The sequence below is a fragment of the Roseibium porphyridii genome (assembly GCF_026191725.2).
Taxonomy (GTDB): Bacteria; Pseudomonadota; Alphaproteobacteria; order Rhizobiales; family Stappiaceae; genus Roseibium; species Roseibium porphyridii.
Genome location: NZ_CP120863.1, coordinates 4,145,258 through 4,169,876, shown reverse-complemented (window position 1 = coordinate 4,169,876; position 24,619 = coordinate 4,145,258). Strand labels below are relative to the sequence as shown.

22 protein-coding genes are annotated in these 24,619 nt (G+C 55.4%); 16 read left to right on the top strand and 6 right to left on the bottom strand.

The features are described from left to right. Window positions 1-49 precede the first annotated feature (49 nt). From K1718_RS19280 to K1718_RS19230, 11 genes are all read left to right on the top strand, one after another. Complete coding sequence (locus K1718_RS19280) at window positions 50-997, top strand: ABC transporter permease (RefSeq protein ID WP_265681168.1); 948 nt, start codon at window positions 50-52, stop codon at window positions 995-997. Further along, on the top strand, window positions 998-1,828 hold the full coding sequence (locus K1718_RS19275; RefSeq protein ID WP_152502502.1) for an ABC transporter permease: 831 nt from the start codon (window positions 998-1,000) through the stop codon (window positions 1,826-1,828). Further along, window positions 1,825-3,414 carry an ABC transporter ATP-binding protein gene (locus tag K1718_RS19270; protein ID WP_265681169.1) on the top strand — a complete coding sequence of 530 codons (1,590 nt, stop codon included), beginning with the start codon at window positions 1,825-1,827 and terminating at the stop codon, window positions 3,412-3,414. The genes K1718_RS19275 and K1718_RS19270 overlap by 4 nt, the downstream gene beginning before the upstream one ends. A 9-nt stretch (window positions 3,415-3,423) precedes the next feature. Then, window positions 3,424-4,878, top strand: a complete 1,455-nt coding sequence (locus tag K1718_RS19265; protein WP_265681170.1) for an aldehyde dehydrogenase family protein — start codon at window positions 3,424-3,426, stop codon at window positions 4,876-4,878. 41 nt (window positions 4,879-4,919) lie between these two features. Further along, a complete protein-coding gene (locus K1718_RS19260; RefSeq protein ID WP_152502499.1) occupies window positions 4,920-5,660 on the top strand; it encodes an SDR family oxidoreductase in 741 nt (246 codons plus the stop codon). Window positions 5,661-5,988: 328 nt separating this feature from the next. Further along, window positions 5,989-6,717, top strand: a complete 729-nt coding sequence (locus K1718_RS19255) for a FadR/GntR family transcriptional regulator (protein ID WP_265681171.1) — start codon at window positions 5,989-5,991, stop codon at window positions 6,715-6,717. After that, on the top strand, window positions 6,710-7,876 hold the full coding sequence (locus K1718_RS19250; protein ID WP_152502497.1) for an aminotransferase class I/II-fold pyridoxal phosphate-dependent enzyme: 1,167 nt from the start codon (window positions 6,710-6,712) through the stop codon (window positions 7,874-7,876). The genes K1718_RS19255 and K1718_RS19250 overlap by 8 nt, the downstream gene beginning before the upstream one ends. A 42-nt stretch (window positions 7,877-7,918) precedes the next feature. Then, complete coding sequence (locus tag K1718_RS19245; RefSeq protein ID WP_152502496.1) at window positions 7,919-9,175, top strand: ABC transporter substrate-binding protein; 1,257 nt, start codon at window positions 7,919-7,921, stop codon at window positions 9,173-9,175. After that, complete coding sequence (locus K1718_RS19240; RefSeq protein ID WP_209007057.1) at window positions 9,175-10,101, top strand: carbohydrate ABC transporter permease; 927 nt, start codon at window positions 9,175-9,177, stop codon at window positions 10,099-10,101. The genes K1718_RS19245 and K1718_RS19240 overlap by 1 nt, the downstream gene beginning before the upstream one ends. Window positions 10,102-10,109: 8 nt before the next feature. Further along, window positions 10,110-10,952, top strand: a complete 843-nt coding sequence (locus tag K1718_RS19235) for a carbohydrate ABC transporter permease (protein ID WP_152502494.1) — start codon at window positions 10,110-10,112, stop codon at window positions 10,950-10,952. 9 nt (window positions 10,953-10,961) lie between these two features. Beyond that, window positions 10,962-12,020: an ABC transporter ATP-binding protein gene (locus K1718_RS19230; RefSeq protein ID WP_152502493.1), complete on the top strand. Its 1,059-nt coding sequence runs from the start codon at window positions 10,962-10,964 to the stop codon at window positions 12,018-12,020. Here K1718_RS19230 and K1718_RS19225 read toward each other — a convergent pair. Further along, window positions 12,017-12,475, bottom strand: a complete 459-nt coding sequence (locus K1718_RS19225; RefSeq protein ID WP_152502492.1) for an Lrp/AsnC family transcriptional regulator — start codon at window positions 12,473-12,475, stop codon at window positions 12,017-12,019. The two genes, K1718_RS19230 and K1718_RS19225, sit on opposite strands and share 4 nt — an antisense overlap. A gap of 112 nt (window positions 12,476-12,587) precedes the next feature. On the opposite strand from K1718_RS19225, the gene K1718_RS19220 reads away from it, so the two are divergent. Continuing rightward, window positions 12,588-13,790 (top strand): methionine gamma-lyase, encoded by a 1,203-nt coding sequence (locus tag K1718_RS19220; protein ID WP_152502491.1) that lies wholly within the window; start codon window positions 12,588-12,590, stop codon window positions 13,788-13,790. A gap of 3 nt (window positions 13,791-13,793) precedes the next feature. Here the strand turns inward: K1718_RS19220 and K1718_RS19215 are convergent, their stop codons facing one another. Next, window positions 13,794-14,261 (bottom strand): Lrp/AsnC family transcriptional regulator, encoded by a 468-nt coding sequence (locus K1718_RS19215; protein WP_152502490.1) that lies wholly within the window; start codon window positions 14,259-14,261, stop codon window positions 13,794-13,796. Between the two features lie 123 nt (window positions 14,262-14,384). Between K1718_RS19215 and K1718_RS19210 the strand changes: the two genes are divergently transcribed. Next, window positions 14,385-16,748 carry a transketolase-like TK C-terminal-containing protein gene (locus K1718_RS19210; protein ID WP_265681172.1) on the top strand — a complete coding sequence of 788 codons (2,364 nt, stop codon included), beginning with the start codon at window positions 14,385-14,387 and terminating at the stop codon, window positions 16,746-16,748. 89 nt (window positions 16,749-16,837) lie between these two features. Here K1718_RS19210 and K1718_RS19205 read toward each other — a convergent pair whose 3' ends face one another. Beyond that, window positions 16,838-17,296, bottom strand: a complete 459-nt coding sequence (locus K1718_RS19205) for an Lrp/AsnC family transcriptional regulator (RefSeq protein ID WP_152502488.1) — start codon at window positions 17,294-17,296, stop codon at window positions 16,838-16,840. Window positions 17,297-17,437: 141 nt separating this feature from the next. Here K1718_RS19205 and K1718_RS19200 point away from each other — a divergent pair, with 141 nt between their 5' ends. The 3 genes from K1718_RS19200 to K1718_RS19190 all read left to right on the top strand — a co-directional run bounded on the left by K1718_RS19200 (window position 17,438) and on the right by K1718_RS19190 (window position 20,142). Further along, window positions 17,438-17,872, top strand: coding sequence for a universal stress protein (locus K1718_RS19200; protein WP_152502487.1), 435 nt, complete (start codon window positions 17,438-17,440; stop codon window positions 17,870-17,872). 21 nt (window positions 17,873-17,893) lie between these two features. After that, on the top strand, window positions 17,894-19,435 hold the full coding sequence (locus K1718_RS19195) for an alanine/glycine:cation symporter family protein (protein WP_152502486.1): 1,542 nt from the start codon (window positions 17,894-17,896) through the stop codon (window positions 19,433-19,435). A gap of 281 nt (window positions 19,436-19,716) precedes the next feature. Beyond that, a complete protein-coding gene (locus K1718_RS19190; RefSeq protein ID WP_265681173.1) occupies window positions 19,717-20,142 on the top strand; it encodes a hypothetical protein in 426 nt (141 codons plus the stop codon). A gap of 80 nt (window positions 20,143-20,222) precedes the next feature. On the opposite strand, the gene K1718_RS19185 is transcribed toward K1718_RS19190, so the two are convergent. The 3 genes from K1718_RS19185 to yghU all read right to left on the bottom strand — a co-directional run bounded on the left by K1718_RS19185 (window position 20,223) and on the right by yghU (window position 24,518). Next, a complete protein-coding gene (locus K1718_RS19185) occupies window positions 20,223-21,656 on the bottom strand; it encodes an NAD(P)(+) transhydrogenase (Re/Si-specific) subunit beta (RefSeq protein WP_152502484.1) in 1,434 nt (477 codons plus the stop codon). Between the two features lie 12 nt (window positions 21,657-21,668). After that, window positions 21,669-23,240, bottom strand: a complete 1,572-nt coding sequence (locus K1718_RS19180; RefSeq protein ID WP_265682521.1) for a Re/Si-specific NAD(P)(+) transhydrogenase subunit alpha — start codon at window positions 23,238-23,240, stop codon at window positions 21,669-21,671. 405 nt (window positions 23,241-23,645) lie between these two features. Then, the gene (gene yghU / locus K1718_RS19175; RefSeq protein ID WP_265681174.1) at window positions 23,646-24,518 is read right to left on the bottom strand and encodes a glutathione-dependent disulfide-bond oxidoreductase; all 873 of its coding nucleotides are present in this window, start codon (window positions 24,516-24,518) and stop codon (window positions 23,646-23,648) included. Window positions 24,519-24,619: the final 101 nt, after the last annotated feature.

The following is a 24,619-nucleotide window of genomic DNA, read 5'->3' as shown; positions in this document are numbered from 1 at the left end:
TATTGCAATCGCTCCGGCTGTATGTCGCCGGTTGGCGTGTGACGGGGTCATGCTGCGGTATTTTCTGAAAAGACTGCTGTCTCTTGCGCTCAGCCTTGTTGCGGCGTCAGTGGTCATATTCCTGGTTTTGGAAGTTGTTCCGGGAGATCCGGCTGCATACATGCTCGGATTGAACGCGCAGGAAGATACGCTGAATGCGCTTCGTGAGCAGCTCGGCCTGAACGGAACGATCCTGGAACGTTATCTCTCCTGGGCAGGAGGTCTCCTGACGGGTGATTTTGGCGTTTCCTATACTTATAGAACGCCTGTTGCGGAGATGATCGGAGACCGGCTCTGGGTTTCGCTGCCGCTCGCACTTTACGCACTGACCTTGAGTACGCTGATTGCTTTCCCCGCCGGTATCTGGGCGGCATCGCGCCGAGGTTCCTTTGTCGATACCGGCGTCATGGGGGCGACCCAGCTTGGCGTGGCAATACCCAATTTCTGGTTCGCAATGCTGATGGTTCTGGTTTTTGCCATCAATTTGCGCTGGTTCTCCGCCGGTGGTTTTGCCGGCTGGGATGCAGGGTTTCTTGCCGGGATGAAATCGCTGACATTGCCGGCAATTGCCCTCGCGCTTCCTCAGGCAAGCATCCTGACCCGTGTCATGCGATCCAGCTTGCTGGACACATTGAGTGAAGACTTCATCCGGACAGCTCGCGCAAAGGGGCTGACCCGTGCCCAGGCGATGTGGCGGCACGCGCTGCGCAACGCGCTCATCCCAGTCCTGACCATCATGGGCCTACAGTTCTCGTTCTTGCTGGCAGGCGCGATCATTATCGAGAATGTCTTTTATCTGCCAGGCCTAGGGCGTCTTGTTTTTCAGGCGATCAGCGCGCGCGATCTGATCGTGGTCGAAAGCGTTGTGATGCTGCTCGTCTTTGCGGTGATTGTTGTGAATTTCGCCGTGGATCTTGCCTACGCGCTTGTTGATCCACGGTTGCGGAGGCGTCGCTGAATGAGCCTTCTGTTCCACAATCGTTCGTTTTTACCGGGGATCATTCTGACAACTGTCTTTGCAGCTGCAGCCCTCATCAGCTTGGCCTGGGTTCCATACGACACGACCATTCTGAATATTGCCGAGAAATTAAAGACCCCGAGCCTTGCCCATCCCCTCGGTACCGACCAGTTCGGACGCGACATCCTCAGCATGATCATGGTGGGGGCAAGAACGTCGATTGCCGTTGCATTAGTGGCTGTCGGCATCGGCATGATTGCCGGTGTTCCACTGGGCCTGGCAGCAGCTGCACGGAAGGGCGGGTTGCTGGATGAGGTCATCATGCGGATGAATGATCTCGTCTTTGCGTTTCCAAGCCTTCTGATCGCCGTGATGATTACTGCTGTATTCGGGGCATCGGCGCTGAATGCGATCATCGCAATCGGTATCTTCAATATCCCGGTTTTCGCTCGGCTGACGCGCGGCGCAGCGCTCACGCTGTGGAGCCGGGAATACATTCTGGCAGCCAGGGTTGCAGGCAAGGGACAGGCGCGCATCTCCATCGAACACATCTTGCCAAACGTGGCCAACCTGTTGATTGTTCAGGGTACCATCCAGTTTTCGCTGGGAATCCTTGCTGAAGCCGGTCTCAGCTATGTTGGCCTCGGTGCTCAACCGCCTACCGCCAGCTGGGGCCGTATGCTGGCAGACAGCCAGACAATGATTTCCTTTGCGCCGCATCTGGCTCTGTTTCCCGGACTGGCCATTCTCCTGACTGTTCTTGGACTGAATCTTCTGGGTGACGGTCTGCGCGATCTTCTCGACCCCAAACTGAGGAGGGCAAGAACGTGACCCTTCTCAAGATCGATCGCCTTTCGCTGACGATCCATGGCACACCCATCCTCAAGGACGTGTCGCTTAACGTCGACCCCGGGCGTATTCTGGGCGTGATCGGTGAGAGCGGATCCGGCAAGTCGATCACCGCTTTCAGTGTGTTGCAGCTCTTGCCCAACGGGACTGAGTGCACCGGAAGCATCAGGCTGAGCGGCACGGATATCCTTACCTGCAGCGAACCGAAACTTTGCGGCATCAGAGGCCGGGACGTTGGCATGGTGTTTCAGGAACCGATGACCGCTCTCAATCCATTGCAGACCATCGGCGCACAAGTCGCTGAAACGATATTGGTGCATGAGAACGTATCGAAAGCGGAAGCGACGAAGCGTGCGGCAGAAGCTTTGCAACGAGCAGAGTTGCCGCAAGAAAAGTTTCCGCTGTCGCGCTACCCACATGAACTCTCCGGTGGTCAGCGCCAACGTGTGGTGATTGCCATGGCAATTGCGCTGAAACCAAAGCTGCTGATTGCCGACGAACCGACAACGGCGCTCGACGTGACGACACAGGCGCAGATCCTGGATTTGTTGAAGCGCCTGGTAGCGGAAGACAACATGGGTCTGATGCTGATCAGTCACGATCTGGCAGTCGTTGCCGACCTTGCTGATGACCTGGTGATCATGCAGCAGGGCGACGTGGTGGAGAGCGGTCCCGCTCAAGCGCTTTTCGGTGCCATGCAGCATCCCTATTCAAGAGCGCTGCTGGAAGCTTCAAGCCACGTGCCGGACCGGGTTGGGGAGAAACACGAGACCTCGCTGCTCCAGGTTCGCAATGTCGTGCGAGACTATCAGCAACATGTTCACGGCTGGTGGGGAGCAACAACGCATTTTCGGGCCGTCAATAACGTGAGCTTCGAAATACAGCGCGGTGAAAGCCTGGGTCTTGTCGGCGAATCCGGTTGCGGAAAATCGACGCTGACCAGAGCCATTCTCGGACTGGAAGAAGTGCAGGGTGGCGAGATTCTTTTTGACGGTCAGCCGGTCTACACCCACCACCACGCCAACAAGGATGTGCGGCGGCGAATGCAGGTGGTTTTTCAGGATCCATACGGAAGTTTCAATCCGCGTTGGCGCGTTGAGAAGCTGGTCAGTGAGCCGTTTCACCTGCTTCAGACACCTCTTCGCGGGCAGGAACGAGAAGACGCTGTCGTTGAAGCACTGGAGAGCGTTGGTCTGGGCGCAAAAGACCGGCACAAGTACATTCACGAGTTCAGTGGTGGTCAGCGCCAACGCATTGCGATCGCACGAGCCTTGATCATCAAACCAGACCTGATCATCCTGGATGAAGCGGTGTCCGCCCTGGACGTTTCGGTGCGTGCCCAGGTGCTCGACCTTCTTGCTGATCTCGGGGATCGGTTCAATCTGACTTATCTCTTCATCTCTCATGACTTGAGCGTCGTACGCTCCATTACCGATCGGGTGCTGGTGATGAAATCGGGAGAGATCGTTGAGGACGGGCCGACAGATGCGGTCTTCGATCATCCAAGTCACGACTATACGAAACAGCTTGTCGCCGCGGCGCCGGTTCTGCCGGTCGGTGCCGTGTGAGGAGGAATGATGACTGAAAACCTGAATCTCTGGTTTGACCCTGAAAAGTGCTTGATCGCCGGAAAATGGATCTCCTGTGCGAGTGGCGACAGCCTCCCGCTCATGAACCCGTCAAATGGTGAACGGATAGGGGCGATCGCTCGAGGAAGGGCTTCTGACATCGATGCAGCAGTTGCGGCAGCTCATGAAGCGCGCAAAGGCGATTGGGGAAGAACAACGGCTGCCGAACGTGGCCGGTTTCTGTTTCGCCTCGGCAAACTGGTAGAGGATCGCATCGAGGATCTGGCTCGCATTGAGGCACTGGACGTCGGAAAACCGCTCAAACAGGCGCGCAATGATGCGGTCGCTCTCGTCCGCTATCTTGAGTTTTACGGCGGCGCCGCCGACAAGCTCCACGGCGAGACCATCCCCTATCTGGAAGGTTATACAGTCTACACCTTGCGTGAGCCTTTTGGGGTTACGGGCCACATCGTGCCGTGGAATTATCCCATGCAGATCATAGGACGGTCGGTTGGCGCAGCCCTGGCAGTTGGAAATGCCTGCGTCCTGAAACCGGCGGAGGATGCCTGTCTCACTGCGCTGGCTTTTGCCGATCTTGCAAGGGAAGCTGGTCTTCCGGAGGGGGCGTTGAATGTGGTGCCAGGTCTTGGGTCTGAGGCCGGAGCTGCGCTCACAGCCCACCCGAATGTTCAGCACATCAGTTTTACAGGATCCGTGGCAACGGGTGTTCAAGTCCAGATGGCTGCCGCAAGAAATGTCGTTCCCGTGACGTTGGAGCTTGGCGGCAAGTCGCCCCAGATCTTCTTCGAAGACGGGGATCTTGAGGCTGCCCTGCCATTTCTTGTGAATGCGGGGATCCAGAACGCCGGACAGACCTGTTCAGCATCGTCGCGCATCCTGGTGCAAAGATCCCGTTTGGCTGAAGTCGCTGAGCGCATGGCTGAAAAGTACCGTGCCTTGAAAGTGGGACCGGCATTGGCGGACCTTGATGTCGGTCCTCTCATTTCAGCAAAACAACAGGGCATCGTCTCAAGTTTCCTGGATCGTGGTGCCGATCTGGAGAAGGTCGCAGAGGGACGGTTTCTGGACGCACCTGGCGAGGGCAATTACGTCAAGCCGACGCTCTTTGCAGGGGTCGATCCCTCTCACGTCTTGGCACGGGACGAAATCTTTGGTCCTGTCCAGGTGATCATTCCCTTCGACACCGAAGATGAAGCGACTGCGATTGCCAACGGCACTGACTATGGCCTGGTCGCCAGTATCTGGACACGCGACGGTGCGCGACAGATGCGCATGGCTAAGAAAATTCGGACAGGCCAGGTGTTCATCAACAACTACGGAGCGGGTGGAGGTGTTGAACTTCCGTTCGGGGGAATGGGCAAGTCCGGCCATGGCCGGGAAAAGGGATTTGAAGCCCTTTATGGCTTCACGTCGCTCAAAACCGTCGCTGCCTACCATGGCTGAGCCATGCCAGGCGAGACATCGAATTTGAAGGAAACGCGCATATGAGACTTCAGGGAAAAACGGCAATCGTAACGGGCGGTGCCTCAGGCTTTGGAGCCGGAATTGTGCGTAAATTTGCGGCCGAAGGTGCCAGTGTTCTGATTGCAGATCTGAACTTGGATCTCGCGCAGGATGTCGCAAAAGAAACCGGTGGTCAGGCAGTCAAGGTCGATGTCGCGAGCAACGAAAGCGTTCAATCGCTTGCCGAAACCGCGCTGGCCAACCTCGGGCGGGTCGATATCCTGGTCAACAATGCTGGCATTACCCATCTTCCAAAGCCAATGCAGGATGTGACGGAGGACGAGTTTGACAAGGTGTTGGCCGTCAATTGCAAGTCGGTTTATCTGACAGCCCGGCACCTGGTTCCCGTCATGACCGCAGCCGGTAAGGGCGCTATCTTGAATGTGGCTTCGACCGCGGGTTTGAGCCCGCGCCCGAAGCTCAATTGGTACAATGCCTCCAAGGGCTGGATGATTACAGCAACCAAGACAATGGCCGTGGAACTGGCTCCCGCCGGGGTGAGGGTCAACGCGATTTGTCCGGTTGCCGGGGAAACACCGCTCCTGAAAAGTTTCATGGGCGAGGACACCCCTGAAATTCGCGCCAAGTTCCTGTCGACCATTCCAATTGGCCGCTTCTCGACGCCGGAGGACATGGGCAACGCTGCGTGTTTCCTATGTTCGGATGAGGCCGGCATGGTTACGGGTGTCGCTATGGAGGTCGATGGGGGGCGCTGTATCTGATTTGACGGTCCTGTACCTGGCCTCAGGTCTTCCACCAACACTTTGATCCAATCGAGTCTGCGCATGAATGCGCTGGTGCCATTCGGTCCGGCGATGAACGATTCTGCGCAAGCTTCATTGTATTTCATAAATACCCGACTTGTTTTTGCTTCAGCCATTTTGATGGCAAAAGGCCGGTTTTCTGCCGTTCATTCGCTAGGCAAGAATTCTTTGTCCGACAAAATTTAAACTATGTCAGACAAAGAATTTGCAATGTCAGACATAGTTCGTATTATGTCTGACAAAGTTGCTTTGCTTATCAATGAACGAGAAAAGGCAGCATCGACTCATGTCGGCAGACCCAAAGAAAGTGCACGCTGATATCGACGCAGACCGAGAAGACGGTCCTCGTGATGTGCCCAGAGCTCTCATCAGATTGATCGAAGACGAAGGGCTGCAGGTTGGAGACAGGCTGCCTCCCGAGCTTGAGTTGGTTCGAAGACTTGGTTTTGGTCGCTCGACCATCCGCGAAACCTTGAAGACCTGGGAAAGCATGGGGGTCGTCAGCCGGAACAAAGGGGCCGGCACCCGCCTGATCTCCGAGATATCCAGAAACACGCTACGGGTTGCCCTGACGATCAAGCACGAAGCCGAAAGCCTCTTGCGAATGCAGCAGGTGCGTCGTCCACTCGAGATAGAGGCTGTGAGAATCGCGACCCGGCTTGCAACGCCCGAGCAGCGTCGGATCATCAGCGCGCGGGCAGCGGAGCTGATGGCAATTTACGAAGTCGGCGAAGACTGGCGGCCCGCCGACAGCCGATTTCACAATGCCATTCACGAGGCGACTGGAAATCCGCTCTTCAAGCAGTTTATCGAGCAGATCCAGAAAGCCTTTCACGACATTTACGAAACGCCATTTGGGACGCCTCATCTGGGCCAGGAGACCATTCCACTTCACCGTCCGCTTGCCGACGCGATCATTGCCGGAGATGAGGATAGGGCGGCAGAACTGACAGCGACCATCATCGATATGGTGTGTACTGCAACTCAAAATTTTTCCGAGGAACACGATGGCTGACTCTGTGCCCGGAAATTATTCCATTCAGACGCTACTTGCTGCCGCTGCAACCGATTTTGGTGGGGCTGTAACGCCGCCAATCATGCAGACATCACTATTCACATTTGACAACTACCATGCTTTCGCGGAGCGGATGGCGGGGCGGTCCGATGATCCGCTTTACACCCGTGTCCAGAACCCCACGGTCTCTGCATTCGAAAACCTGATCGCCAAGGCAGAAGAAGGGGAGGCAGCGGTTGCCTTTGCTTCCGGTATGGCTGCGATTTCTTCTGCCGTCATCGCATTTGTGAAGCCCGGCGACCGGATCGCCTGTGTTGAGCATGTCTATCCGGATGCTTACCGGTTCTTCGAAAAGCTGCTCCGCCCGTTCGGCGTTGAGGTGACCTATCATTCTGTAGAGGCATTCGAGACGGATGAAAATCTGCTTGCAGGTGCGCGTCTTGCCTATCTGGAAAGCCCGAACACAGTTGTTTTTGAGGCAATGGATCTTCCGGCCGTCGCTGCCCATGCCAAACGTCATCAAACGCTCACGATGATCGATAATTCCTGGGCAACACCGCTTTTCCAGCAGCCGTTGACGCTCGGCATCGACATCGTATTGCACTCCGCTTCGAAATATCTTTCAGGCCACTCAGATACGGTCGCGGGTGTCGTGGTTGCAAGGCAGGACCTGATTGACCAGATCCGTGAGCTGTCGCTCGCGCTGTTGGGTGGCAAACTGGCGCCATTTGAGGCCTTCTTGCTCACGCGCGGACTAAGAACGCTGACAGCGCGGATGCATCAACACCAGGCCACCGCAAATCAATTCGTTGACAAGCTGTCTGCGCACCCGCTTGTGAAAAGAGTGCTTTCGCCCGGCCCGAATGTTGTTCCAGGACTGACCGGTCGCTCTGGCCTGATGTCGGTGGAACTCGATGGTGCCGTGGACATTCCCGCATTCGCAGACACCTTGAACCTGTTTCGTCTTGGCGTGAGCTGGGGCGGGTTTGAGAGCTTGGTCCTGCCGACAAAAATCGCCCTCGAACAGGCGGGCGAACAAAATTCAATGCAACGCTTTGGCGTCTCCGACCGGATTGTTCGTCTGAGCCTGGGGTTGGAAGACCCCGATGATCTTTGGGCTGACTTCGAAGCGGCCCTGAGCACAAGCGCCCACCGATAAGCGGCGTATCCAAAAACGAAACCCGAAACAGTGGAGTTGATCATGAGGGGATTGATAGGAGCTATTAGCGCACTTGCCATAATGGCGAGTTCAGCGGCGAGCGCGGAAAGCCTGAAACTGGTGGAAGTGATCACCAGTCCGGAGCGAACCAAGGTCCTGCAGCAACAGGTTGAGGCATTCGAAGCCGCCAATCCTGGAACTGAAGTGGAAATCGTGTCGTTGCCATGGGGGCAGGCCTTCGAAAAGTTTGCGACCATGGTTGCAGGGGGAGACATTCCTGACGTGGTCGAAATGCCGGATCGTTGGGCCGGTATCTACAAGGACAAGCTGGTTGATCTGAACAGCCGGATTGCTGACTGGGAACACGGTGAAACGCTGACCCAAAAGACAATCGACATGGGGCGGCAGACAGACGGCAAAACCGTGCGAATGATCCCCTACGGGTTCTACCTCCGCGCCTTGTTCTACAACAAAAAACTGTTGGAAGAGGCGGGTGTGGGCGAAGCGCCGAAGACCATGGCCGATTTCATGGCCGCGGCCAAGGCGGTGTCCGAGCTTGATGGCAAGTATGGTTATTGTCTTCGTGGCGGGCCGGGTGGCCTGAATGGCTGGATCATGATGGCCGCCACCATGAACGGCAATAACACCTTCTTTGACGAAAACGGCAAGAGCACGCTCAACCAGCCGGGTTCGGTGGAAGGGATCCAATTCCTGATTGATCTCTACCAGAACGGATATGCACCGAAGGATTCCGTAAGTTGGGGGTTTAATGAGATTGTGGCCGGTTTCTATTCGGGAACTTGCGCATTTCTTGATCAGGACCCTGATGCCCTGATTGCAGTGGCCGAGCGCATGGAGGCCGACGATTTTGCTGTTGTTCCCATGCCGGTCGGGCCGGCAGGTAAAGCTTTCCCGACAATCGGTTTCGCCGGTTGGGCAATGTTCGACACAACGTCTAATGAGGATCTTTCCTGGAAGTTGATTGCGCATCTGGCAAGCCCGGAGGCCAACAAGGAATGGGCAAAGCGTGTGGGCGTTATCCCGATCCATGAGGGCGCTGAGCAAGATCCATATTTCAAGACCGAACAGTTCAAGGGCTGGTTCGATACCCTGAACGGAGACCAGTATGTTCCAACGGTTATGCCGACCTACCTGGAACAGTTCGGATATTTTGCAGATTCCATCGCCTTGGAAAGCAGTCAGGAGGCTTTGTTAGGTCAAATCAGCGCTCAGGAAGTCGCTGACAAATGGGCTGAATTTCTGACCGAAGAATATGCCCGCTGGAAAGCTGCACAATGATGTCGACTGCAACACCTGCGCCCGGGAAACCCCGGGCGCGGCCTTCTTTCTATTTCCGATACCTGGTCGAACCGTATCTCTATATTGCGCCGGCATTTGTGCTAATTGCACTGGTGATGCTGGTGCCATTGGTTATCGGAGTGTCTTATGCCTTTCAATCCGTATCGCTGCTGCGCCCGTTCGAAACAGGCTGGGTCGGAACGGAAAATTTTCAGGCGCTTTGGTCGGACAGGAAATTCTGGCTGGCGCTGAAGAACACCTTCTGGTGGACCCTTGGGTCGATCTTCTTTCAGTTCTTTCTGGGTTTGGGGCTGGCACTTCTCCTAAATACCCGTTTCTACGGCAAACGCCTGGTTCAGGCGCTCGTATTTCTGCCGTGGGCAGTGCCGACTTTTCTCTCGGCCCTGACCTGGGCCTGGCTGTTCAATCCGACGATTGGCCCGTTGCCGCACTGGCTGGCCGCGCTCGGCATCTTGTCTGAGCCTTTCAACATCCTAGGTGATCCCGACCTTGCAATGTGGGGCCCGATCACTGCGAATGTCTGGTTCGGGGTTCCGTTTTTTGCCATCACGCTTTTGGCTGCGTTGCAGTCGATCCCCGGCGAACTCTATGAGGCAGCTGAAATTGACGGCGCGACAGCCTGGCAAAGTTTTACCAAGATCACCTTGCCATTCCTGGCGCCTATGATTGCCATCACCGTCATGCTGAGAACGATCTGGATCGCGAATTTCGCTGATCTCATTTTTGTCATGACCGGTGGAGGTCCTGCCAACTCCACGCAGATCCTATCGACATACATCTTCACAACGGCTTTCCGAAAGCTCGATTTCGGATACGCGTCGGCTATTGCTGTTGCTTTGCTGGCTCTTCTGTTGATCTACGCTGTCATCCTGCTTGTTCTGCGCCGCAGACTGGTCAAGATCTGAGGTTTGTTATGAGTGCGCTTCGCAAGTCCTCACCCTTGGCCGTGACCGGGAAATATCTGGCTCTGGCCTTTTATCTGACCTTTGCCCTTTTCCCGCTTTACTGGCTGGCAAAAATCGCGGTGACACCGGACAAACTGATCTTCTCGGAGGGAACTGCGATGGTTCCCAGCAGTTTCACGTTCGAGAATTTCAGAACTGTCCTGATCGCCACCGACTTCTTGTCCTATTTCAAGAACAGCCTGATCGTGTCCCTGGGTACAGCGGCCATAACCACATGTGTGGCAGCCGCGGCAGGCTATGCCTTTTCTCGCTTTGACTTCCGTGGCAAGCGCCTGGTCATTGCGCTTATGCTGATCACCCAGATGTTTCCGCTTCTGATGATCATTGCCCCAATCTACAAGATCGTGGCTGCAGTCGGATTGCTGAACTCACTGACAAGCCTGATCATCGTCTATACCGCCTTCAATGTGCCCTTCGCCACATTCCTGATGCAGTCCTTCTTCGACGGCATTCCGAAGGACTTGGAGGAGGCCGGAATGATCGACGGCTGCACGAGGTTTGAAGCGCTGCGCAAGATCATTCTGCCTCTGACGCTGCCGGGATTGGGAGCAACACTTGGCTTCATCTTCACTGCGGCATGGAGCGAATTGCTCTTTGCGCTGATGTTGATCAATTCCAACGATACGATGACATTCCCTGTCGGGCTTTTGACGTTCGTCTCAAAGTTCTCGGTCGACTGGGGGCAGATGATGGCCGCCGGTGTCTTGGCGCTTGTGCCATCCTGCCTCTTCTTCATCTTCATTCAGCGCTATCTGGTCCAGGGGCTCACCTCTGGTGCCGTAAAAGGATAGGAGCCCAAAATGGCCCGCATTGAACTGCAAAACATCGCCAAATCCTACGGATCTGTTGAAGTCCTGCGCGACATTAACCTGACGATTGAAGACGGCGAGTTTATTGTGCTGGTCGGCCCGTCCGGCTGTGGCAAGTCCACTTTGCTGCGGATGATCGCCGGCCTGGAACCGATCACGGGTGGCGAATTCACCATCGATGGCAGGCGCATGAACGAGGTTCCACCCCGCGACCGCGACATGGCCATGGTGTTCCAATCTTATGCGCTCTATCCACATATGGACGTTTCACGAAACATGGGCTTTTCCCTTGAAATCCGGAAAGCCGCCGCGGAAGAGCGTCGGTCCAAGGTTCAGGGCGCGGCGAAGACACTGGGTCTCACTGGCCTGAAGGAACGCTTGCCAAAACAGCTTTCGGGCGGCCAGCGTCAGCGCGTAGCAATGGGCCGCGCAATCGTTCGAGACCCAAGCGCCTTTCTCTTCGATGAACCCTTGTCAAATCTGGATGCGGCCTTGCGTGTCGAGATGCGTCTTGAAATTGCACGCCTTCACCAACGCCTTGAAGCCACGATGATCTATGTAACGCACGACCAGGTAGAGGCACTGACACTTGCGGACAGGATTGTTGTTCTGAATGCGGGCGACATCCAGCAAGTCGGAACACCACTCGACCTTTATGAGAGACCTGCCAACAAGTTTGTTGCACAATTCATCGGGTCACCGACCATGAATGTGCATCGGGCCGAAGCCAAGGGCGACAGCATTGCACTTTCCAGCGGCACCAGAATCCAGGTTGAAGGGGAGGTGCCTTCTTCTGGCGTGAGTGAACTTGGAATACGCCCGGAGCACATTCACGTGGCAGGATCGGAAGCCGCTCAATTCAGCGGAAAAGCCGAACTGGTTGAGCATCTCGGCTCAGACACGAATATCCATGTCCAGGTCGACGGGATCGGAGCGTTTCTTGTGCGCGAACATGGACATGTGCCTGTCAATACCGGCGACCCGATAGGCCTTTTCATCGATCCGCAGAAAGTTCACCTATTCGCGGAAGACGGGCGGTCTTTGCGTTAATCCAGTTGCGGAAAGACGGCGGTTTTTTTCACCGTTCCATAGACGAAACTTGTGTCGATCGAGGCAATGCCTCCGATTGGGTGGATGCGTGTTCGAATGAAGGTTTCATAGGCCTCCAGGTCGGAGACCACCACACGCAACTGATAATCCATAGCTCCGGTCAGGACATGGCACTCCAGAATCTCATGGATTGTTTGAACGTGCCGCTCGAAACGCTGAACGTCTTCTTCGTTGTGACGCTCCAGCCGTATGCGGACAAAGACGGTAATCGGCAATCCGTATGCAGATGCATCCACGTCGGCCATGAAACCGCGGATCGCGCCTGAGTTTTCCAAATTGCGAAGGCGGCGCAGGCAAGGGGACGGCGAAAGATTGACGGTGTCCGCGAGGTCCTGGTTGGTCATGCGCCCGTCACCTTGCAGCGCTCGAATAATTTGACGGTCTTTTGCGTCCATGGGCATCGTCTCTGGCAGATTATGCTAATATGACGTTCAAAGTTAGCATATTTTGAAATCAAATGCCCGCCCATCTTTCCTAAGCTGCTGAAAAGCAACTCGGGAGAATGATATGAGCATGTATAAGGGTTTTGCCAGCAGAGCGATCCACCACGCTTACCGGCCTTCGGACAACGAAGGATCGCTCACGCCGCCGCTTCACTTGAGCTCCACATTTGTCTTTGAGACCGCAGAAGCTGGCGGCGAAATGTTTGCAGGCGAGCGGCCCGGTCATATCTATAGCCGTATCTCAAATCCAACCCTTGATCTTCTTGAGCGTCGGATTGCCGATCTTGAGGGTGCGGAAGCCGGTTTGGCACTGTCTTCCGGCATGGGGGCGATCACAGCAACCCTTTGGACACTTGTTTCGCCTGGCGATGAAATCATCGTGGATGAGACGCTTTACGGCTGCACATTTGCATTCATGCGCCACGGTTTGACCCGGTTCGGCATCAAGATCTCGCACGTCGACATGACCGATCCGGAGAAACTGCGAGCTGCGATCTCGAACAAGACGCGGATCGTCTATTTTGAAACACCGGCAAACCCAAATATGCGTCTCGTCGACATCGAGAAGATTTCCGATATTGCCCATGAGGCAAGCGCGACCGTGATTGTCGACAACACCTACGCAACCCCTTACCTGACGCGGCCCATTGAACTGGGCGCCGACATTGTTCTGCACTCGGCCACCAAGTACCTGGGAGGTCATGGAGACGTTGTTGCCGGTCTCGTGGTCGGCTCGCAGGAGCAAATCCAGGAGATCCGTCTTGTCGGTATGAAAGATATGACGGGTGCTGTCATGGCACCATTCAGCGCTCTGCTTGTCTTGCGAGGCCTGAAGACGCTTGCATTGCGCATGGACCGGCACTCCTCATCGGCGATGAAAGTGGCCCGTTGGCTGGAGGCGCAGGCCGCAGTGTCCAAGGTTTTTTACCCGGGGCTTGAGAGTTTTGAGCAGCATGATCTTGCACAGACCCAGATGCGGCAGCCCGGTGGCATGATCGCTTTCGAACTGACCGGAGGATTGAATGCCGGTACCAACATGATGAATGCTCTGAAGATGATCCAGCGGGCGGTGTCGCTCGGGGATGCAGAAACACTGATCCAGCATCCGGCGTCCATGACCCACTCGACTTACACACCTGAAGAACGCGCTGCGCATGGCATCAGCGATGGACTGGTTCGTCTTTCGGTTGGATTGGAAGAGGTTGACGACATTCTGGAAGACTTACGGCAGGCGCTGCCGAGCGAAACCGTGGCTGAAGCAGCCTGAGGGTCAAGGTGTGCGGGCAACAGCGGACTTCACCCGGCGAAGCGGGATGGAGCTTTCAATGTTCGCCACGCCTGGCACACGGGTGAGTTTGCCTGTCAGGAAGGTCTCGAAACTGGCCAGACCGGTGGTCGCGACGCGCAGAAGGTAGTCGCGATTGCCAGTCATCAGCCAGCAATCAACTACTTCGGGAAAACCCTGGATCGCAGTCTCGAAACGCTCAAGGCTGACATCGACCTGTTTGTCCAGCTGGACTGAAACGAACACCGATACTTCGTAGCCCAATTTCATTTCGTCGATCAGGGCGCAATATCCGGTGACAACACCGTTTTCTTCCAGATGCCGCAGCCTGCGCGCGACCGGTGTTGGGCTAAGACCGATTTTCTCTGACAGATCTTGTATGGAAATACGCCCATTCGCGCGTAATTCGCGCAGGATCTGGATATCAAACTGATCAAGGTTGACGGAAGTCATTATAGTTTCCAATTTTTCTAGCGAAAGTGTCTATTTTCTAACCTCTGTGACTACGAAAAAGCAAGAAACCAGCTCGAACCGACCGTTAGGTTGGTCGTCAAACGAGAAATGGACGGAACCGGCATGAAAACGAAGACGGAACATCTCAAGACGATCGAGCAGCGGCTACTGTGGCTGTCGCACTGGATGATCCACAACGCCAATCATGTTCGACCAAAGGCTGACGGGATCAAGGTTGGCGGGCATCAGGCAAGTTCGGCGTCGATGGTATCGATCATGACGGCGCTATACTTTTCAGCACTACGTCCTGAAGATCGGATTGCTGTCAAACCGCATGCTTCACCGGTTTTTCATGCGATCCAGTATCTCATGGGCAATCAAGATCTGGAAAAAATGAAGAATTTCCGGGGGTTCCATGGTGTCCAGTCCTATCCGTCCCGCACGAAGGACATCGATGATGTCGACTTCTCAACCGGTTCCGTCGGTTTGGGCGTCGCGATCACGTCGTTTGCCTCCCTTGTTCAAGATTTTGTAGATGCGAAGGGTTGGTCAAAGGATCGGACCTTGGGGCGCATGGTGGCATTGGTCGGCGATGCCGAGCTGGACGAAGGCAATGTCTACGAGGCACTTCAGGAAGGCTGGAAAAACGATCTCAAAAATTGCTGGTGGATCATTGACTACAATCGGCAGTCGTTGGACGGAATCGTCCGGGAGGGATTGTTTGACAGGGTCGAGAAGATCTTCGACGCCTTTGGCTGGGATGTCGTCCGCGTCAAATACGGAGCTCTGCAGCAGGCAGCATTCAGTGAGCCGGGCGGTGCCAAGCTGAAGCAATGGATAGATGCCTGTTCCAACCAGGACTATGCGGCGTTGACTTTCATGGGGGGCGCTGTCTGGCGCAAGCGGCTCATGGATGACCTTGGCGACCAGGGCGATGTGAGCGCTCTCATCGACAGACGTTCCGATGACGGGCTTGCCGCTTTGATGGAAAATCTCGGTGGCAACTGCACCGAGACAATGGCGGCCGCTTTTGATGCAATCGATCACGACCGTCCGACATGTTTTCTCGCCTATACGATCAAAGGCTGGGGCACACCGATTGCGGGCCACAAGGACAACCATGGCGGCTTGATGAACAAGACCCAAATGTCTGCATGGCAGGATCATATGGGTGTCAGTGAAGGAGAAGAATGGGAGCGCTTTGCTGGGGTTGAAGATGTCGCTGCACTCCAGGCGTTTTTGAAACAGGTCCCGTTCTTTGCCAAAGGGTCTAGGCGTTTCACCGCTGACAGGGTCGATGTGCCGTCAATTGAACTCAATTCAGACCGGGAAATCTCGTCCCAGATGGCTTTTGGCAAAGTGCTCGATGATCTGTCGAAAGGTGACAGCGAACTGGCACGGCGGATTGTAACCACGTCTCCGGACGTGACGGGCACCACCAATCTCGGGCCTTGGGTAAACCGTCGCAAACTCTTTGCTCGCACCGCCATGGCCGACGCCTTTATCGAGAACCGGATTCCATCGACTGCCAAATGGGAGTTTACGCCGGAAGGTCAGCATATCGAACTTGGCATTGCCGAGATGAACCTGTTCTTGCTGCTTGGCGCAGCTGGTTTGTCGCATTCGCTCTTTGGCGAGCGATTGATCCCGATTGGGACTGTCTATGATCCATTTGTTTGCAGAGGACTCGATGCGCTCAACTACGCCTGCTACCAGGATGCCCGCTTCATGATTGTCGGCACGCCGTCCGGGGTTACGCTGGCTCCGGAAGGGGGCGCACATCAATCAATCGGAACACCGCTGATCGGTATGAGCCAGGATGGAATAGCAGCTTTCGAGCCGGCCTTTGCTGACGAACTGGCCGTTATCATGGAATGGTCTTTCGACTACATGCAGCGGGATGGGGAAGGGGATCCGGACGAGCGCACCTGGCTTCGCGACGAAACCGGTGGCTCGGTCTATCTGAGGCTCTCTACCAATCCGATTGAGCAACCGGTCAACCGGGCAGATGACGAATTCAGGCAAGGTGCGATCGATGGCGCATACTGGTTGCGCAAGCCAGGGCCGAACTGCGAAGTGGTGATCGCCTACCAGGGCGTTGTTGCCCCCGAGGCCATCAAGGCAGCTGGGCTGCTTGCTGGAAACCGGCGCGATGTCGGTGTTTTGAGTGTTACGTCCGCGGATCGTTTGAATGCGGGATGGACTGCTGCGCAGCGAGCTCGGTCTCGCGGCAATTCCGGTGCAAGATCGCATATTGAAAAGCTCATGGGCGAATTGCCGTCCCATTGTCGGCTGATCACTGTTATCGACGGACATCCGGCGACGCTTGCCTGGCTTGGTGGCGTAATCGGGCATCAGACGATCCCGCTCGGAGTGGAGCATTTCGGTCAAACCGGAACGATCTCGGATCTCTATCGTCACTTTGGCATCGACGCCGTCTCGATTGTCGAGAAGGTAAGCGGCCTGACACCCGGCCCGGCAATCTGACCCGGTCGTCCTAAGACAGACTGCAGCGCGTCAAGCGTTGGCATACCCGCAATCGCTCTGAAGCGGAGCGCTGGGCAGACGTTGCTTTTTTACGGCTCCAGATAGAGGCCGCGAAACTCTTTCACCGTGCTGAGACTGAGCAGTGTCTTCATTTGCGACACTGACGGGATTTGCGAGAGCCTGTTTCGGTAGAGCTTCTCGTAAGCGGCCGTGTTTTTCGCAACAAGTCGAATGAGATAGTCGAACTCACCCGATATCAGGTGACATTCCAGTATTTCAGGCATTTTCGCGATCGCGCTTTCGAAGGCGGTAATGTCGTCGGTGCGCGCGCTGGTCAGTTTGACTTCAATGAAGACCTGGATCTCCAGATCCAGGGCACTTCGCTCCAGCCGCACCGTATAGCCAGAAATCACGCCATTTGCTTCCAGCAGTTTGACCCGTCGGTGACAGGCCGAAAGGGACAGCCCAACCTGTTCAGAAAGCTTGGCCATGGAGATGCGGCTGTCAATTTGCAAGGCTGTAAGAATTTTCTGATCAATCGCATCCATGAGAAAAATTCCGAAAACTCCGGCTAATTTCGATAATTATTCATAAAATATCCTAATTTCGCCGAAATTCGAGAACTTTTATGATTGCGTGCTGGCTAAATTTAACTACGGCAAAACGCCGCACGACAGGGGAAAATAATCATGTCTAAGAGGATCGTCGTCGGATATGACGGCAGCGAAAACGCCATGAACGCAGTGGAGTTCGCGGTTGGTTTGGCAAAGGCGGGGGGGGCGGGGCTCGTGGTTGCCCATGTGCTCGAGTGGTCGCCTTATACTTTCCTGACACCTACGGAAATTGAAGAACGGCACGCGAGGCGGACCGAGGAACTGGAGCGAGCGCAAACGGCCGTTCTGGAACCCGTTCTGACCAAGCTGGCTGGTACCGGGCTCGAGGTTGTCTCTGAGCTGCGCTACGGCCACATCGCAGAAACGCTCATCAAGATTGCGGAAGAAGATGGAGTGGATCACCTCGTGATCGGCCGTACTGGCCACTCCAAATTATCGTCCCGCATCTTCGGGTCCGTTGCCGGAAGTCTGGCACAGGCAGCGCCTGTCCCGGTCACCATCGTTCCGTAAATCTTGGAAGGCGAAACACATATGAAAAACATCAGCGCTGCGGTTCTGGCCGCATTCGCCTCGCTCTGCGTATCCGCACCGGCGATGGCTCAATCGATTGACGAACAGATCAATTCAATTTTTGCAAGTTCCACCGGCTGGTTCGTCAGCTTCATCTTCAGCCCCTTTCCGGGAACGTCCTTTCCCTGGATCGTCGCCTGGCTGGTGATTGCCGCGACCATCTTTACAATCTATTTCGGCTTCATTCAGTTCCGGGCTTTCCCGCATTCAATAGCTTTGGTCAAAGGCGATTACTCCGACCCGAATGATGCGGGTGAGGTAAGTCACTTTCAGGCGCTTGCAACAGCGCTTTCCGGCACGGTTGGGCTAGGAAACATCGCTGGCGTTGCTGTTGCCGTTGGCATCGGTGGACCTGGGGCGACTTTCTGGATGATCCTTGCAGGCCTCATGGGAATGGCCTCCAAGTTCACCGAGTGTACGCTCGGCGTCAAATACCGGAATGAGTATTCCGACGGCACCGTTTCCGGTGGCCCGATGTACTACATGACCAAGGGTTTTGAGGAACGTGGCCTGCCTGCAGGCAAAATTCTGGCTATCCTGTTCGCGATATTCTGCATTCTCGGTTCACTGGGTGGCGGAAATATGTTCCAGGCCAACCAGGCTCATGCCCAGATCGCAAATGTCGTTGGCGACTATCCGGGCTGGATCACTGGTCTGGTGTTTGCAGCGATCGTCTTTGCGGTCATCGTTGGCGGTCTGAAATCCATTGCCTCGGTAACGGAAAAAGTCGTGCCGTTCATGGGCGTTCTTTATGTCATCACCGCATTGGTTATCATTCTGATGAATGCCGACAAGATTGGTTGGGCATTTGGGCAGATCTTTGAAGGGGCGTTCACAGGTCTTGGTGTTGCCGGCGGCTTTGTCGGAGCGCTTATTCAGGGCTTCAAACGGGCAGCATTCTCCAACGAAGCCGGTGTCGGCTCCGCGGCGATTGCACACTCGGCCGTGAGAACAAAGGAACCGATCACCGAAGGCTTCGTATCGCTTCTGGAGCCTTTCATCGATACCGTCGTGATTTGTACGATGACAGCCCTCGTGATCATCATCACCGGTCAGCTGGTTTCCGATCCGCAAACGGGTCTCTACCTCCTCAATGAAGGCGGAACCGCTATTCAGACTGTTGACGGCAACTCAGGTGTTGCTCTGACATCGGCGGCCTTCTCATCTTCATTCGGCTGGTTCCAGTACATCCTCGCAATTGCAGTTGTCCTGTTTGCTTTCTCGACAATGATCAGCTGGTCCTACTACGGCCTGAAGGCTTGGACCTTCCTGTTCGGTGAAGGCAAGACCAAGGAGCTTGTGTTCAAGGTTATCTTCTGCATCTTCGTTGTTATCGGAGCGGCAGCGAGCCTTGGTCCGGTGATCGACTTCTCAGACGCGGCGATCTTCGCAATGGCTGTTGTCAACATCATCGCACTTTATGCGCTGATGCCGATCGTCAAGCGGGAGGTCAACAGCTACCTGAGCCGTCTGAAATCCGGTGAAATCAAGAAATACGGCTAACTGCGCAGCAGACCCGTCCAAAAAAGAAGCCGCCCCTCGTGGGCGGCTTCCTGCTGTCTGGAAATCGGATCGGCATCACCGCTCACCACTGCTGAACACATTGGGGGATTTACCTCATGGGGGCTTGGGGGAACGGATCTTACCTCTTTTTCATGGCGCTCACCGCGCTTCGAGCTGAAGCAGGCTCGTGCATTGCTGAAAAGAGAGAGATTGAGAAGATGCCAAACCTTTATTTGAAAATCCTTTGTGAAAGAACGTCCCTGGTTGCAAGGCGCAGACAAATGCTCAGCGCCGCGTTGGCCGCACTATGCCTTCTTGGAGCTGTCGTTGGACTGCCGGCGATTGCGACGGCGGCCCCTGCTCAGTTCTGCGCGGCCCATGGCAGCCAGATGATTTGCACAGGGCACACGGGTCCAAGAGGGGACTTGATGTTTGCCCAATATGCTCCTGCCTTGCAGAGCGGGCTATATTTCGGCGTGTGGAAAGACGGACGTCCGATGATCGAACGCGTCAACGCTTCTGCAAATGAGATCGTGATCACGCGGATGGCTGGTGGTGATGTGGAAGGCAAGACCTCCCGCTATATCCGCAGTGGTGCCAGTCAGTACAACTCTGCTTCCGGACACAGGATCTTCGTGACCGGCCCGAATTCCTTCACGTGGACCAATAGCAGTGGTCAGAACGGAGTGTCGTACACCCGGCAATAGAACGCCTGGCTACAGCTCACTTTCGTAGCCTTGAAACGATCAACCCCGGCCCGCGGCCGGGGTTGTCTGTCTTGATGATCTTAACCGATCTGCGTCAGCAGCTTGTCGAGGCTGGCCTTCGCATCGCCGTAATACATCCGCGTATTGTCTTTGAAGAAAAGCGGGTTTTCGATGCCGGAATATCCGGTGCCCTGGCCGCGTTTGGAAACGAAGACCTGTTTGGCTTTCCAGACTTCCAGCACCGGCATGCCTGCGATTGGTGAGTTCGGATCGTCCTGTGCCGCCGGATTGACGATATCGTTGGACCCGATAACGATGACCACGTCCGTCGATGGGAAGTCTTCGTTTATTTCGTCCATTTCCAGCACAATGTCATAAGGTACCTTGGCTTCTGCCAGGAGTACGTTCATGTGGCCGGGAAGGCGGCCGGCAACCGGGTGGATTGCAAATCGAACGTCTTTGCCTTTGCCACGCAGCCGTTTGGTCAACTCGCTGACCGACTGCTGTGCCTGGGCAACCGCCATGCCGTAGCCCGGGACGATGATGACGCTGTCGGCATCGTCGAGCGCTGCAACAACACCGTCGGAATCGATGGCGATCTGCTCGCCTTCGACTTCCATGGCAGGACCGGTCGTGTTGCCGAAGCCGCCAAGGATCACGGAGATGAAAGAGCGGTTCATCGCCTTGCACATGATGTAGGAAAGGATCGCGCCGGAGGAGCCCACAAGAGCGCCAACGACGATCAGCAGATCGTTGCCGAGTGAAAAGCCGATGGCGGCAGCTGCCCAGCCTGAATAGGAGTTCAGCATCGACACCACCACCGGCATATCGGCACCGCCGATGCCCATGATGAGGTGATATCCGATGAAGAACGCAAGCAAAGTCATCAGGATCAGCGTCCAGATGCCGGCACCGTTCAGGAACAGGATGAGCAGAATGAAGCTGAGAGCAGCCGCGCTCGCATTCAGCATATGACCGCCGGGAAGCTTTTCAGCTTTCGATGTGACTTTTCCTGCCAGCTTACCGAAGGCAATGACTGACCCTGTGAAGGTCACCGCACCAATGAAGACACCCAGGAAAACCTCAACGCGCAGGATTGACTGCTCAATCGGCGTTTTGTGCGCGAGGATCGCGGCAAAGCCTTCCAGCGCGTGGCGTTCTTCTTCGCTCATGCCGTTGACACGCACGAGTTCGATATAGGCGTTGAAGCCGACAAAGACGGCTGCAAGACCCACCAGCGAGTGCATTGCTGCAACAAGCTGAGGCATCTCGGTCATCTGGACGCGCTGGGCGACGTAGTAGCCGATGATGCCGCCTGCGGCGATTAGCGCAACAGACAGAAGCCAAAGGCCGGAACCTGGGCCAATCAGTGTCGCGACAACGGCCAGTGCCATACCGGCAATGCCATACCAAACCGCACGCTTTGCGCTTTCTTCACCCGAAAGACCGCCAAGAGACAGAATGAAAAGAACAGCCGCGACAACATAGACGGCAGTCGTAAAACCGAATTCCATCGTTCGGCCTCCTTAAGATTTCTGGAACATGGCGAGCATGCGCCGGGTGACTAGGAAACCGCCGAAAATGTTGATCCCCGCCATGAAGATGGAGACGCCGGCAAGCAGGATAACCAGGAAGGATCCGGACCCGATTTGCATCAGGGCTCCGAGAATGATGATCGAGGAAATCGCGTTCGTCACCGCCATGAGTGGTGTGTGCAACGAATGGCTGACATTCCAGATGACCTGGAACCCGACAAAGACCGAAAGCACGAAGACGATGAAGTGCTGCATGAAACTTGCCGGTGCCACAAGACCGACCAGAAGCAGTGCCAGACCGCCAACTGCGAGCAACGTGACCTGCTGCTTCGTCTGCGCCTTGAATGCTGCAGCTTCCTGCTGGCGTTTTTCTTCCGGTGTCAGTTCCTTCGGCTTTTCCTTCGATTTTGCCGCAATTGCCTGAACCTTGGGCGGCGGCGGCGGGAAGGTAATTTCACCTTCATAGGTAACTGTGGCGCCGCGGATGACGTCATCTTCCATATTATGGGCAATCTGACCGTCTTTTTCCGGTGTCAGATCGGTCATCATATGGCGAATGTTGGTGGCATATAGTGTCGACGACTGGGAGGCCATCCGTGAAGGGAAGTCCGTGTAACCGACAATGGTAACACCGTTGTCTGTAACGACTTTTTCGTCCTTGACGGTGCCTTCGACATTGCCGCCGCGTTCTGCGGCAAGGTCGATAATCACCGAGCCCGGTTTCATGGCCTTGACCATGTCTTCAAGCCAGAGTTTCGGCGCATCCCGGTTCGGAATCAGCGCTGTGGTGATGACGATGTCCATATCGGGAGCAAGTTCGCGGAACTTGGCAAGCTGTGCTTCCCGAAACTCCGGTGACGAGACGCTGGCATAGCCTCCGGTGGCAGCACCATCCTGCTGTTCTTCCTCAAAATCCAGGTAGACGAACTCAGCACCCATGGATTCAACTTGCTCGGCGACTTCCGGGCGAACGTCAAAGGCATAAGTTACCGCGCCAAGAGAGGTCGAGGTGCCGATGGCAGCAAGACCAGCCACACCGGCGCCGACAACAAGGACCTTTGCGGGAGGAACTTTACCTGCCGCTGTGATCTGCCCGGTGAAGAAGCGGCCGAAATTGTTGCCGGCTTCAATAACGGCTCTGTATCCGGCGATATTCGCCATGGAGCTGAGTGCGTCCATTTTCTGGGCACGGGAAATGCGGGGCACCATTTCCATGGCAATAACATTGGCACCCTTGACCTTGGCGGCTTCCATCCCGGCTTCGTTGCCGCCGGGATTGAAAAAGGAAATCAGGGTTTTATCTTTGGTGAGGTAGCCGAGCTCCTTGTCATCCGGCTGGCGGACTTTGGAGACGATATCGGATCGTTTCCAGAGGCTTGGTGCGGTTTTGATAACCTCGACACCGGCGTCCTTGTAAGCTTCGTCCGAAAACCCTGCCGCTTTGCCTGCGCCACTCTGGATCACGCAAGAATAGCCGAGTTTCTGGAGTTGCTTTGCCGATTCCGGGGTCATGGCCACACGGGCCTCCCCGGGGAAGGTTTCCTTCGGTGTGCCGATTATCAGCGCTTCTGACATATGTCGCTCCAAGATGGTGACCGGGAGAGGCCAATCGTAAGGTTGCCCACGCGATCAGACATTGTGGATGTCGATGCACCGCAGGCATGCATGTGTGCAGCGCATATAGAAACAAAAAAACTACTTATGACAAGGTGCGATTGCCTTAGAATTGGGCGGTAAATCCGCGCAGCTTTATGAAAGGTGCTAAACTTTATCGAGCGGCGCAGGCGGGGAATTGAGAAATCGTCGTTGCCGACAACGCAATTCCTTTGCCGAATTACTAAGAATTTCGAGTTGATTAGTATTTTTTTGCGCTGCGCAATCTATGGGCCGTCGGGCTCATTACAGGGCAATGAGTATGACATTTTTCACCGCGACCCCATTTTCAGGGGACGCGGTGAACTCAGATGCTTACTCCGCTGCCGCTTCGGCAGCCGGTTTGAGGTCAAGATCGGATGCATCATGGCGTTCCGGGACCTGTTCCGTTTCGTCGCCCCAAACACGATTGATCCGGCGTCCGCGCGCAACGGCAGGACGCGCATCGATCTTCTCTGCCCAGGCTTTCACATGTTTGTATTCGTCGACCGCAAGGAACTCCGCGGCATCATAGAGCCGTCCAAGTACCAGGCCGCCATACCAGGGGAAAATGGCTATATCGGCGATTGAATAGTCATCGCCTGCAATATACGGCCTTTCAGCGAGAGCCTTGTCGAGTACATCGAGCTGCCGCTTGGTTTCCATGGTAAAGCGGTCGATCGGGTACTGGAACTTTTCCGGAGCATAGGCATAAAAGTGACCAAAGCCACCGCCGACATAGGGAGCTGATCCCATCTGCCAGAAGAGCCAGTTCATGGTCTCCGTGCGCGTGGCAGGATCTTTTGGCAGGAAAGCATCAAACTTTTCAGCGAGATAGACCAATATCGAGCCCGATTCAAAGACGCGGGTCGGCGTCTGCGTGCTGTGATCCATGAGAGCGGGTATTTTGGAATTCGGGTTGGCGCCGACAAATCCACTGGTGAATTGGTCACCTTCATTGATGCGAACGAGCCAGGCGTCGTACTCCGCACCCTTGTGTCCGAGTTCAAGCAACTCCTCCAGCATGACTGTCACTTTCACGCCGTTCGGAGTGGCAAGCGAATACAGTTGCAAGGGATGTTTGCCGACGGGAAGGTCTTTTTCCTGTGTGGCACCCGATATCGGTCGATTGATGTTGGCGAATTGGCCGCCACTGGGTTGCTCCCAGGTCCAGACTTTTGGCGGCGTGTATTCGGAAGAGTCGCTCATGTGAAAATGGCCTCCGGAACGGAATTGACTGTTGTGTGCTCAGATCTTCGGGGTTCCGACTGAAAACGGAAACCATCGCAATCTTACGATCAAATAGGGTG

Coding starts and splice junctions, on each gene's coding strand:
- K1718_RS19205 (WP_152502488.1), bottom strand. CDS start 17,296: ATGGATGCGATTGATCAGAAAATTCTTACAGCCTTGCAAATTGACAGC.
- K1718_RS19185 (WP_152502484.1), bottom strand. CDS start 21,656: ATGGAATTCGGTTTTACGACTGCCGTCTATGTTGTCGCGGCTGTTCTT.
- K1718_RS19275 (WP_152502502.1), top strand. CDS start 998: ATGAGCCTTCTGTTCCACAATCGTTCGTTTTTACCGGGGATCATTCTG.
- K1718_RS19190 (WP_265681173.1), top strand. CDS start 19,717: ATGCTCAGCGCCGCGTTGGCCGCACTATGCCTTCTTGGAGCTGTCGTT.
- K1718_RS19200 (WP_152502487.1), top strand. CDS start 17,438: ATGTCTAAGAGGATCGTCGTCGGATATGACGGCAGCGAAAACGCCATG.
- yghU (WP_265681174.1), bottom strand. CDS start 24,518: ATGAGCGACTCTTCCGAATACACGCCGCCAAAAGTCTGGACCTGGGAG.
- K1718_RS19230 (WP_152502493.1), top strand. CDS start 10,962: ATGGCCCGCATTGAACTGCAAAACATCGCCAAATCCTACGGATCTGTT.
- K1718_RS19195 (WP_152502486.1), top strand. CDS start 17,894: ATGAAAAACATCAGCGCTGCGGTTCTGGCCGCATTCGCCTCGCTCTGC.
- K1718_RS19280 (WP_265681168.1), top strand. CDS start 50: ATGCTGCGGTATTTTCTGAAAAGACTGCTGTCTCTTGCGCTCAGCCTT.
- K1718_RS19235 (WP_152502494.1), top strand. CDS start 10,110: ATGAGTGCGCTTCGCAAGTCCTCACCCTTGGCCGTGACCGGGAAATAT.
- K1718_RS19220 (WP_152502491.1), top strand. CDS start 12,588: ATGAGCATGTATAAGGGTTTTGCCAGCAGAGCGATCCACCACGCTTAC.
- K1718_RS19225 (WP_152502492.1), bottom strand. CDS start 12,475: ATGGACGCAAAAGACCGTCAAATTATTCGAGCGCTGCAAGGTGACGGG.
- K1718_RS19215 (WP_152502490.1), bottom strand. CDS start 14,261: ATGACTTCCGTCAACCTTGATCAGTTTGATATCCAGATCCTGCGCGAA.
- K1718_RS19245 (WP_152502496.1), top strand. CDS start 7,919: ATGAGGGGATTGATAGGAGCTATTAGCGCACTTGCCATAATGGCGAGT.
- K1718_RS19250 (WP_152502497.1), top strand. CDS start 6,710: ATGGCTGACTCTGTGCCCGGAAATTATTCCATTCAGACGCTACTTGCT.
- K1718_RS19260 (WP_152502499.1), top strand. CDS start 4,920: ATGAGACTTCAGGGAAAAACGGCAATCGTAACGGGCGGTGCCTCAGGC.
- K1718_RS19255 (WP_265681171.1), top strand. CDS start 5,989: ATGTCGGCAGACCCAAAGAAAGTGCACGCTGATATCGACGCAGACCGA.
- K1718_RS19240 (WP_209007057.1), top strand. CDS start 9,175: ATGTCGACTGCAACACCTGCGCCCGGGAAACCCCGGGCGCGGCCTTCT.
- K1718_RS19265 (WP_265681170.1), top strand. CDS start 3,424: ATGACTGAAAACCTGAATCTCTGGTTTGACCCTGAAAAGTGCTTGATC.
- K1718_RS19210 (WP_265681172.1), top strand. CDS start 14,385: ATGAAAACGAAGACGGAACATCTCAAGACGATCGAGCAGCGGCTACTG.